The sequence below is a fragment of the Flavobacterium sp. genome (assembly GCF_044376915.1).
Lineage (GTDB): Bacteria > Bacteroidota > Bacteroidia > Flavobacteriales > Flavobacteriaceae > Flavobacterium.
Genome location: NZ_JBILKB010000060.1, coordinates 1 through 12,356 on the forward strand (window position 1 = coordinate 1; position 12,356 = coordinate 12,356).

General features: G+C 35.1%; 8 protein-coding genes. 1 reads left to right on the forward strand and 7 read right to left on the reverse strand.

Annotation, left to right across the window (positions count from 1 at the left end):
- Window positions 1–613: prolipoprotein diacylglyceryl transferase (locus tag ACIQ6Z_RS07185; protein ID WP_396210237.1), on the forward strand; the 613-nt coding region annotated here is incomplete at its 5' end.
- A 38-nt stretch (window positions 614–651) separates the two neighbouring features.
- On the opposite strand, the gene ACIQ6Z_RS07190 is transcribed toward ACIQ6Z_RS07185, so the two are convergent.
- The 7 genes from ACIQ6Z_RS07190 to ACIQ6Z_RS07220 form a co-directional block, all read right to left on the reverse strand.
- A complete protein-coding gene (locus tag ACIQ6Z_RS07190; RefSeq protein ID WP_396210238.1) occupies window positions 652–1,116 on the reverse strand; it encodes a hypothetical protein in 465 nt (154 codons plus the stop codon).
- Window positions 1,117–1,220: 104 nt separating this feature from the next.
- On the reverse strand, window positions 1,221–4,136 hold the full coding sequence (gene secDF / locus ACIQ6Z_RS07195) for a protein translocase subunit SecDF (RefSeq protein ID WP_396210239.1): 2,916 nt from the start codon (window positions 4,134–4,136) through the stop codon (window positions 1,221–1,223).
- Between the two features lie 244 nt (window positions 4,137–4,380).
- Window positions 4,381–5,313: a malate dehydrogenase gene (locus ACIQ6Z_RS07200; protein WP_396210240.1), complete on the reverse strand. Its 933-nt coding sequence runs from the start codon at window positions 5,311–5,313 to the stop codon at window positions 4,381–4,383.
- A gap of 95 nt (window positions 5,314–5,408) precedes the next feature.
- Complete coding sequence (gyrB, locus tag ACIQ6Z_RS07205; protein WP_396210244.1) at window positions 5,409–7,349, reverse strand: DNA topoisomerase (ATP-hydrolyzing) subunit B; 1,941 nt, start codon at window positions 7,347–7,349, stop codon at window positions 5,409–5,411.
- 186 nt (window positions 7,350–7,535) lie between these two features.
- A complete protein-coding gene (locus ACIQ6Z_RS07210) occupies window positions 7,536–7,985 on the reverse strand; it encodes a hypothetical protein (protein ID WP_396210241.1) in 450 nt (149 codons plus the stop codon).
- Window positions 7,986–8,128: 143 nt separating this feature from the next.
- The gene (locus ACIQ6Z_RS07215) at window positions 8,129–9,898 is read right to left on the reverse strand and encodes a TonB-dependent receptor (protein WP_396210242.1); all 1,770 of its coding nucleotides are present in this window, start codon (window positions 9,896–9,898) and stop codon (window positions 8,129–8,131) included.
- A gap of 53 nt (window positions 9,899–9,951) precedes the next feature.
- Window positions 9,952–12,356: tetratricopeptide repeat protein (locus tag ACIQ6Z_RS07220; RefSeq protein WP_396210243.1), on the reverse strand; the 2,405-nt coding region annotated here is incomplete at its 5' end.

Here is a 12,356-nt window from a genome sequence, read left to right on the forward strand (position 1 = left end):
TTTAGCCAGTCATGGTGCGGCTATTGCTATAATACTTACTATGTTTTACATTCAAAAACGCGTCATCAAACGTTCGTTTTTATGGATATTAGACCGAATTGTTATTCCGGTTTCATTGGGTGCTATATTTATTCGTTTGGGTAATTTTTTCAATTCTGAGATTGTAGGTATCAAAACAGATAACGCTTTGGGGATTCGATTTTTACGCGATGAGTATGGCCCAAGAGAAGCGATGCAACTCACTCAAACCACTTCGGCTCAGGAAGCTTATCAAGCCATTGCTACCCAACCGCAATTTGCTACTTTATTAGCGAATGTAAGCCCAAAACATCCCGCACAATTGTATGAAGCCATTTGCTACGTTTTTGTTTTCTTCATTTTGATGTTCTTATATTGGAAAACAGAAGCGAGAAATAAAGCAGGGTATTTGTTTGGTTTGTTCTTGATCTTACTTTGGTCCATTCGATTTGTCGTTGAATTTGTAAAAGAGAGTCAGGGTGGTTTTGAACAATACCCAATTTTCAATGCCCTTTCAACCGGACAATGGCTGAGTATTCCCTTCATAATAATAGGATTTTACTTTGTTGTAAAAGCCAAAGAAAGTAACGCATAAAAAAAAGCGGTTAGAAATTCTAACCGCTTTTTTTATGCTTATTGTTGAAGTTTTTCGACGATCACTCCTACCCCTAAAATATTAGGCAAATAGGGACCTTCAAAACCACTCTTCACTTCTATTGTGTATTTTCCTTTTTGGAGTTTTACATGGGATTGGATTGGCGCATAAACGTCACAAATATCACCCGTACAATCGCCAATATCAAGCCCCATGGAATCTTTTACTACTAAATCTATTGAACGTACTTCTTTTAGTCCCCTTGGACTAGTAATTGTTACCTCTATTGGGATTTTCGCAAATTCAAAATCATATATGTGTACCAATTGGATTTTAAGGATATATAAGCCCTCCGCATCTTCATTTTCAAACTCAAAGACTTTGCTGTCATTTGAAGACCAACGGTTGTCTGTAAAATCGTTTTGGAAGTTATTATACACTTCATTCGTATTACAAGATTGCAATCCCACAACTATAAACAAAAACAAGAATTTCAATTTCATAAGTAATTTTCTTTAGCACTATTCAACATAACGTGAATCTGAAAATTATCGTATAAAAAAAAGCTGCTTTCAATGAAAGCAGCTTTTTACTATGTATGTTATACTTATGCGTGTCTTTTTTCGATTTCATCGATATCACTTTGTTTCATTGAATCTACTAATACTGGAGTAGCAATAAATAGTGAAGAATACGTTCCGATAATGATACCAATTAACATTGCAAAGATAAATCCTCTAATTGATTCCCCACCAAAAATAAACATGATCAACAATACCATGATCATTGTTAATGATGTATTCAATGTTCTAGAAAGCGTTGTATTAATAGACGCATTTACAACTTCTTTGAAAGTACCTTTTCGTTTTCCGTCAATAAACTCTCTAATTCTATCAAATACAATTACCGTATCATTCATTGAATATCCGATAACCGTTAAGATAGCTGCGATAAAGTGTTGGTCCATTTCCATGTGGAATGGCATAAATTTGTAGCAAAGTGAATACACTCCCAATACAAAGATAACGTCATGCGCTACTGCAGCAACAGCTCCAATAGAATATCCGTATTTTCTAAAAGAAATTACTAAGTATAATGCAACCACTAACATGGCACCGATAACTGCCCAAAATGAATTGGTTTTGATATCCGCAGAAATAGTAGGACTTACTTTAGATCCATACAATACTCCGAATTTTTTACCTTCATACAAGTTGATGAATTTTTCGTAAGTAAGATCTTCATTAAAGTATTTTTTAAGTCCGTTATATAACTTTTCATTTACTTCTTTATCGATAGCAATGCCTTCTTCTTTGATTTTGTATTTTGTAGTAATTTTCAACTGATCAGCATCACCAAAAACTTTAGCTTCTACTGGCAATCCGAATTCTTTTGAAAGCTCTTCTGAAACCACATTTGATTCTACTGGTTTTTCAAATTTAACTTGGTAGGTTCTACCTCCAACAAAATCAACTCCTTCATCCAATCCATTAACAAAGAACGATACACAACTCACAACTACAACAATTGAAGAGAATAAATAGGTCCATTTTTTTACTTTGATAAAATCAAAATTGAAACCGGTAAACCAGTTTTTAGTGATAGCTGTTGAGAAAGTCAACGCTCTATTTTTAGCAATATCTCTATCAATAAAAATTCTTGCAATAAAAATGGAGGTAAATAAAGAGGTAAAAATACCAATCAATAAGGTTAAGGCAAAACCTTGAATAGGGCCTGTTCCAAACACAAATAAGATAATACCTGTTAATATGTGTGTAACGTTTGCATCAACAATAGAACGCATAGCTCCTTTCCATCCGTAAGAAATATCAACGATATCACTTAATGATTTTCCCTCGCGCAATTCTTCCTTAGCTCTTTCATAAATAATGATGTTAGCATCTACTGCCGTACCCAATGTTAATACGATACCTGCAATACCTGGTAATGTCAAAACAAAACCAAAACTTGCCATGACACCAAATAAGAATAATACATTTAATAATAAGGCTGCGTTTGCATACCATCCGGCTCTACCGTAATAGAATACCATCCATAAACACACCAAAATAAATCCAACCAATGAAGAAATGATTCCCGCATCAATAGCTTTTTGACCCAAAGACGGTCCAACTTCAGCCGATTGAATAATTTCTGCCGCAGCTGGCAATTTACCGGCTCTTAATACATTGGCTAAATCTTTAGTTTCTTCTAATGTAAAGTTACCAGAAATTTCAGATTGACCTCCCGTAATGGCTCCTTTACTTACACCAGGTGCAGAATAAACCGTATTATCTAAAACAATAGCAATTGCATTGCCTTGTTGTGATACAGCTCCCGTTATTTTTTCCCATAATCTTGCGCCATTGGCATTCATTTGCATAGACACAGCGGGTTTCCCAAATTGATCAAAAGTATCTTTAGCGTCAACGATAACTCCACCACTTAATGGCGCTACATTATCTCTAGTTCCTTTTAGCACATATAATTCGGTGGCCTCAGGATTTTTTGGATTCACTTTACCCCAAGCAAAACGAATATTTGATAAAGTTGCGGGCAATAACGCTTTGATATCAGCTCTTTTTAAATAGCTGTTGATTACAGCCGTATCTTTCACATTAAAGAAACCTATTCCTTGTTGACCCGGACCAACCATTTTCCCTAAAAACGGACTTGTTTTTGCAGCAGCAGTATCTGCTTTATCCGTTAACAACGAATCGATACCTGCTTTTTTTACAGGGGCAGCTTTTACTGCAATCTCTGTTTTCTTTAGTGCTTCATCGGCAGCCATTACAAAACCAGAAACTTCATCTAATTTATAAGTTTCCCAAAACTCTAATTGAGCCGTTCCTTGTAATAAATTTTTGATACGATCTACATCTTTCGCGCCAGGTAATTCTACTAAAATTCTACCAGAGTTTCCTAACATTTGGATATTAGGCTGTGTTACCCCAAATTGGTCGATACGTTTTCTTAATACGTTGAATGCACTTTCAACCGACTCTTGAACTTTCTTTTTTACAATAGGTTCAAGCTGTTTATTGGACATTCCGTTTTTGATTTCTGCTTCTAAATTTCTGTTACCAAAAATATCAGCAGCTGCAAGATTGATATTGGCATTGTTTGCCTCTACAAAAAAGGCATCAATATAATCTTGATTTCCTTGTTGATTAGTCTTAGCATCCGCCAAGGCTTTATTGAAGGCAGCATTTTTTGAATCGTTTGCCAATCCTTTCAATACATCTTTAACGGATATTTGAAGAATAACATTAATTCCTCCTTCTAAGTCAAGACCTTTATTTAACTGTTTTTGTCTAACTTCATTGAATGTATATCCTAAAACAGGATACACCTCTACTTTACCAATGGAATCCAAATAAGCTAATTCTTTTTTTGAATCTCCTTTTGCAAAAGCTTTAGCATCTTTTTCGATACCACTAGCAACAAAAGTAAAAGAAAGCTGGTATACACATACCAAAGCAAAGATAATTGCGAAAAATTTAATAAGTCCTCTATTCTGCATTACTCTAAAATTTATTTATTCTATATTATAAAAACGGACAAATATATAATTTACAATAGGATTAAGCAATTTTATTTTCGATTAAAATGCGCTTTTTTCATAAGTTTTCTCTAATCATATAAATATCTCTTCAAAATGAGTCATTTATTTTATAAAAAGAGCTTGTTGTATTCTCTTTACGTTGCTATATGAAACAAAAATGCCATCAATAAATTGATGGCATTTTAAACTATTTAGAAGGCAATTACAAAACCGCTTTTAAATCGGCGTTCATTGCTCTTACAGCGTCTGCTGATTTTGCAAAAGCTGCTTTTTCAGCTTCATTCAATTGCACATCTACAATTTGCTCAATTCCATTGCGTCCAATAATACAAGGCACACCCATACAAATATCTTGCTGACCATACTCACCTTCTAATAATACCGAACAAGGAATCATTCGTTTTTGATTGTTTAAAATACTATCTACCAAATAAGCTACAGAAGCTCCTGGTGCATACCAAGCAGACGTACCCAACAAACCGGTTAAAGTAGCGCCACCCACCATAGTATCAGCGGCTACTTTATCTAACACATCTTGAGATAAAAAGTTAGAAACTGGCGCTCCATTGTAAGAAGCTAAACGCGTTAATGGAATCATCGTTGTATCACCATGCCCACCGATAACCATTCCTTGCACATCATTAGCTGGTTTATCTAATGCTTTCGATAAGAAGTATTTAAAACGAGAACTGTCTAACGCTCCTCCCATTCCGATAACTCTATTTTTAGGTAATCCTGTTGCTTTTAATGTTAAATAGGTCATGGTATCCATTGGATTAGACACTACTACAATAATTGCATTTGGTGAATGTGATAACACATTGTCTGCCACTGATTTTACAATACCCGCATTGATTCCGATTAATTCTTCACGGGTCATCCCTGGTTTTCTGGGAATCCCTGAAGTAATAACCACGACATCACTTCCTGCTGTTTTTGAATAATCACCAGTTGTACCACTTAATTGAGTATTGAATACTGTTGTGGTAGCACATTGCATGATATCCATAGCCTTACCTTCAGCAAAACCTTCTTTGATATCCACTAAAACAACTTCACTCGCAATTCCTCTGTACGAAATAACATCGGCACATGTTGCCCCTACATTTCCCGCACCTACTATAGTAACTTTCATTATTAATTGTATTATATTAAACGTTTATTTTTCCACAAATTTACCAAAAACAAACAATTTTTTTTAGTAAATAATGCTAAATTGATATCTATATATTAGGCATCAATTTTTGCATATGCAGCATTCTTCTCGATAAATTCTCTACGTGGCGGAACCTCATCCCCCATTAACATTGAAAAGATACGATCCGCTTCTGCTAAACTATCTATGGTAACTTGGCGTAACGTTCTGAATTCCGGATTCATTGTAGTCTCCCACAATTGCTCAGCGTTCATCTCTCCCAAACCTTTATAACGTTGAATACCTGCACTACCGCCCATTCTTTCATTGGCCAAATCACGTTGGTCATCGTTCCAAGCGTATTCCTTTTTATTTCCTTTTTTAACCATATATAAAGGAGGTGTTGCAATATAAACGTGACCTTGCTCGATCAATTCTTTCATATAACGGAAAAAGAATGTCAAAATAAGTGTAGAAATGTGAGAACCATCGACATCGGCATCACACATGATTACCACTTTATGGTACCGTAATTTTTCTAAATTCAAGGCTTTACTATCTTCAGCGGTACCCACGGTAACACCAAGCGCAGTAAAAATATTTCGAATTTCTTCATTTTCAAATACTTTGTGTTGCATTGCTTTTTCAACATTCAAAATCTTACCACGTAATGGCAAAATCGCTTGAAAAGCACGATCACGTCCTTGTTTTGCGGTTCCACCTGCCGAATCTCCCTCAACAAGGAAAATTTCACATCTTGCAGGATCTTGCTCAGAACAATCCGATAATTTACCTGGCAATCCACCACCACCCATAACGGTTTTGCGTTGGACCATTTCACGTGCTTTTTTAGCAGCATGACGGGCTTGTGCAGCCAAGATTACTTTTTGAACGATGATCTTAGCATCATTTGGATTTTCCTCCAAATAATTTTCTAACATTTCTGAAACCGCTTGAGAAACTGGAGAAACTACTTCTCTGTTTCCTAATTTGGTTTTGGTTTGTCCTTCAAACTGAGGTTCTTGAACTTTAACCGAAATAATAGCTGTTAATCCTTCACGGAAGTCATCTCCGGAAATTTCAAATTTTAACTTATCCAACAATCCCGAAGAATCGGCATATTTCTTCAACGTACGCGTCAATCCCATTCGGAAACCTTGTAAATGCGTTCCTCCTTCGTGGGTATTGATGTTGTTTACATAGGAGAAAATATTTTCGGTGTAACTTTCATTGTAGATCAATGCCACCTCAACCGGAATTTCACCTTTTTCATGCTCCATACTGATGACATGACCAATAATTGGTACGCGATTTCCATCTAGAAACTTAACAAATTCTTTCAAACCTTCTTTAGAGTGGAAAGTTTCAACAGGCTGACTTCCGTCTTCTGCTAAATGACGTTTGTCGGTTAATGTAATGGTAATACCTTTGTTCAAGAACGACAATTCACGCAAACGAGAAGCTAACGTATCGTAGGAATATTCTAAGGTTTGTGTAAAAATAGAAGCATCGGGTTTGAACGTAACCATCGTACCTCTTTTATCGGTAGTTCCAATTTGTTTTACCGGATACAATGCTTTACCTCTTTCGTATTCTTGCTCGTAGATTTTTCCTTCACGGTACACCGTGGCTTTTAATTGATCTGATAATGCGTTCACACAAGATACTCCTACTCCGTGTAATCCACCCGAAACTTTATAAGAATCTTTATCGAATTTACCTCCAGCGCCAATTTTCGTCATTACCACTTCCAAAGCCGAAACGCCTTCTTTCTTGTGTAAATCTACAGGAATACCACGCCCATTATCTTCCACCGTAATGGAATTATCTTCGTTTATAGCTACATAAATTGTATCACAATGACCCGCTAAAGCCTCATCAATAGAGTTATCTACTACTTCATACACCAAATGATGCAAACCTCTTACCCCAGTATCCCCAATATACATGGAAGGACGCATTCTTACATGCTCCATTCCTTCTAAAGCCTGAATACTGTCTGCGGAATAATTGTTTTTCTTAACTTCTTCGCTCATATAATTATCTCTTAAATATTCGATTTTTAAATAACAGACAAATATAACCATTCCGAAAAAAATTTAGCTACAAATCAGTGCAAAAACCCATTAAGTTATTAACATTTGTTAAAAACAAAAACGCCAACTGGTTCGAGTTGACGCATTCAAAAAAATATTGCTTATTTGACCTTAATTAAAGCCAAATCAGACTACTTCATGTATAGTAAAAGAGGTCTCATTTACAAGGACAATATCGCCTTGTTTTTTACCTAATAATTGACTACCCAATGGCGACTGAGGTGATACCGACAAAACTGTTATTCCTTCTATAGTTATTTTTGGCAACGCCGCACTAATAAACAATTGCAACGCATTTACTTTTACGCAACTACCTAACACAATTGTGGCAGTTGATTTTGAAATATCAATTCGATCAAGTATACCCTGCAATGCTATTGCCTCTTTTAATTTTTGTGTAATTTTTTCTTGCTCTAAATGCATCATTGACAAAGCCGTTTCGTGCTTATCGCCAGCCGAACCTTTGGCATCGTTTTGTGCATCTTCAGACAAACCCGAAATCATATCTTGATACACATCGATTTTATCTTGCAGCAGCACTACATGTTGTTGTTTTATTTTTTGTTTGAATGTCATGTTTAACAATTTACTCACAGTAGGTAAAACGTTTTTAAAACCATATGAAAATGCTATTCTCAATTTCAAAATTCACTGTTCAAAATTGAAAATTCAACATTGATACAGGGAACAAAGTGCTTGGATTTTTAACTATTGAAGTTTTAGAAATCAAACTTGTAATTCGCTCCTAACACCACTTGAATGCCTTGTACAGGAAAATTGGCCCAACGTTCATATTGTTGATTGGCCAGGTTATTCCCTTTAAGATAAGCCGATAGTCGTGAATTATATTTATAACCCACGTGTGCATTGATGTCAAAATAAGCATTTAACGTTAAGATTTGATCGGAAAAAATTGGAGGAAACACGTCAGCATCGCTTTGCACAGAAATCAGGTCTTTTCTTTCGCCAACATAAAACACATGAGCACCAGCATACCATTTTTCATTAATTGTAACTGCTAGCGAAGATCCTAATTTTAATTGGGGTAAATTCCATGCTTCAGCCTCAGCATCGGTACTGTAACCAAAAAAAGTTCCATTAATTCCAAAAGAAATATTTTTTGAAAACTCAGCTTTTAATTCCCCAAACAAACGCATTGATTTTACATTATCATAAACCACTCGAAACGAATTTCCATACGCGTAGCCTTCCGTATTGGTAGCTGTTACATCAAATTTATTACTTTGAAACAAGGCTTTGTCTGCTTGATTCACGAAGGAAGCGCTTGCATTAAACGCTACCGTATTGGCTAATTTTCCTTTCAAACCTGCATAAATATCATATTTTGTATCGGTTGGAGCTACAAAAAGCGTTGGTGAAACAAATGGATTTTCCTCGACAAAATCTGCATACGAGTTTTGCTGTAAACCACCTTCCGCTCCGGCATAAGCCACTAATATATCTCCGACTAATTTATAAGAAGCTTTAATATTAGGATACATATAAATGCTGTTTCTATTTAAAGGCATTCCAATGGTATTTCTATTTAAAGCAGCATAAAAAACACTTGCACCTACTTCAACTGATAAATCGTCTTGTTGATAGTAAATACTTGGACTAAAGCCAAAATTAAGTGACGAATAGTTATATGCAGAATTAATCAAATCAATACGTCTTTCAAAATCTCCACCAACATAATCAAACACAAAATCGGTATTGACTTTTTGATTCAATACCTTAAAATCAAATTGTGGTTTTATAAAAAAACGCTTTTCGGCTGAACCAAAAGCATCCGAAAAATGTTTGAATTGGGTGGTCGCTTCTTTAAAAAAACTATTTTTCAAGTTCACTTTTCCACCAACAGCAATGGTATTATAGTTTTGTTTTGAGTCGATATTTTGGATAATTGCATCGGTGAAAAGGCTATAATTAGGTAAACCATACCAGTTGAACATTTGATTTTTAAAGCCCAAATCTAAGTTCCAACTTAGGTTGCGTTCCCGCACTCCATACGTAACATCTACATTAGTAGTGGCATATTTGTCTTCTAGAGCTGCATCCTTAATACCCCCTTGAGAGGACAAATGACGGAGCATTGCACCAAAATAAGACGAGTTACTAATGCTTTTTGTTACGAATAATTCGGCGTTTGCTGTACCATAATTTCCAAATCCAAGCGTAGCATAATTGTCATATATTTTTTCTTTTTTGGTTGGGTCCACAGCCGCTGCTTTTCCTTTACTAGGTGCAAAGGTTGAAACGACAGGAAACGAAAAAATACGATACTGTATTGTTTCTTTTCTTTGTTCCTCCTCGTCTTGTAAAACCGGAGTTTCTTTTACTTTAAAAGCATCAGAAATTGTAGGTGTATAAGGTTTTACAATGTTTACAACTTCAGAACCAATTGTTCCTTCTTTTATTTGCGCCATTGAAAATTGAACCGCTGTAAAAAGAACAAAAAGAGTTATATTTAATTTGAATTTATTCATATCCTGATTTTTTAGCTGCTAAATAACATTTAGCATGGAAAATTAAAAGATTATTAATTGGTAATGGATTCGTTTCGTTTGGCTTCTTCACTTTTGATGCGCTCTAACTCGGTTTGGGCCTCGCTTAAGACATCTTCAAAGGATGCAAAATTATCCATAACACTTTGAAGGATTTCAGTAGCTTGAAAACTATCGCCCAACATAAAATAATTTTTTGCCATAACCACTAAAGCTTTGGATCCATAATATTTATAACCCGAATAATCGACAGCAATTTGCTCTACCACTTTATTAGACGCCTCATATTTTCCATCTTTATTCTTGAAATAAGCATCAAAATATAACGCTTCCGCTTTTAGTTCGCCTTTTGCAATTTTATTCAACTTATCGTAAGCTTCTTTTGCTTTGGCTTCGTCATTGCTTTTCATAGCAGAACGCGCTACAATAATTTGGGCATCACTTTTAATACGATCTTCAATCTTATCATTTTTTAATACTCTATCGGAATATATTACTGCATTTACATAATCTTCTTTTTCATAGAATGCTTTCATCAAATTGGATTGTGCATAGGTAGTGTTTTGAGGAAACTCCGCTTCAATCTCTAAACGCTTTAAAACCAAGAGCGCCGCATCGTAATTTTTAATTTTTAAATTGATTTGACACAAACGTGCTAGAGCTTGTTCTGTAAATTCATTTCTAGGGCTTGCAATGACAAATTCGTAGGGCTTGATGGCGTTATTTTCTAGATTATCGGCAAAATACAATTGCGCCAAATAAAAGTTGGCTTTCAAGGCATGTAATCCATTTGGAAACCTACTGATGTAATTTGTAAATCCTGAAATTGCTTGCTGGGCATTGTTTTGCAAATATTGTTTTTCGGCAGATTCATAGGTGTCGTTATCCAAATCGGCATTAGAAACTTCAATAAATGAAAGGGTTTTAACCCAATCGACATATTCATTTACTTTCCCATTATCAACATAAATCAATCGTGCCGTAGCAACTGCCTCCAACGATTCAGGAGAATTTGGGTATTCAGCCACTACTTTTTTAAACGCATCTATGGCTTGTGTCTCTTTATTGCTATTGTAGTAGATTAATCCTTGTTTTAAAATAGCCTTAGCCGTATAGGAACTGGAAGTATAATTATTGATTAACTTATCATAAGTAACAACTGCTTTATCGATTAAATTTTGTCCCATATAAGTATTTCCTAATTCGTAAACAGCGTCATCGGCATATTGAGACGTTGGAAAGGCGGCAATAAATTTTTCCAAATCCTCTATTTTCCGATCCGGTTTATTGACAAAACCATAGCTAATACCTTTCTGAAAAGCGGCATAATCAGCATCAACACTTTTCATCTCCATTACTTTATTGTAGGCATCCATTGCTGGCCAATATTTTGCCGCCATAAAATTACAATCTGCCATACGCAAATAAGCATCGGTGAGGCGCACTTTATCGATTGGTGCTGATTTGATGAACGCATCAAAATAAGGTATGGCACTTTCATACGCTTTTAACTTAAAATAAGAATAGGCCAAGTTGTAATTTGCATTTCGATATTCTGGTGTTTGCTTTGCAGCGTTAAAATTTAAAAACTGCTGAAAGGTTAGCTTTGCTTCTTCAAATTGATCTAAATTATATTCCGTTTCACCTTTCCAAAAAGTAGCTCGAGCCGAAAATTTCACATCAGCATTTTCAGTTATCGCTTTTTTAAAGAGCGCATAAGCAGCTTTGTAATCACCATCGGTATACAATTCTAAACCCCGATAAAAAGCCACTTTTTGATAGGCCAATTTATTTTCAGGCGCTCTGTTTTTTTCTAGTAACTGCAGTGCTTCAATATAATTTTTTGCAGTAATATAAGAACTGATCAACAACGAATTAATTTCTTGTTTGTAGGAACTTTGTGGATATTTTGCCAAATAAGCCAGTAAAACCTCTGGAACCGATTGATAGGGATTACCGATTTCATAACTCAATTTAGCATAATTTAAATACGCATCTTCTTGAATTTTTAGATCAAACTGCATTTCAGAAGCGGTTTTAAATGCGTTTAATGCTTGTTGCTTTTTTTGTGTATTTAAATAACTTTCTGCCAAATGGTAATAGGCATTTTGAGCAATAGCATCATTACCTTGAATAATCTTATTGAACTGGGCAATGGCATTTTCAAAATCTTTTTGTTGGTAATAGGTATACCCCAATTGGTAAAAATCGGTATTGGTCCATTTTCCTTTTTTACCTTTATACGCTACTAAATAAGGTAAAGCTTGATCGTATTTTTTAAGATTAAAATAACTCTCCCCTACTATTTTTGACAATTCACTTTTTTCATCCGCTTTTGCTTTTTGCAATTGTGCTTCTCCTACTTCGATGGCTTTTTGAAAGTTACCCAATTTAAAATTCATATCGGCTTGAAAATAACCCATTTTATCTTGGTATTTTT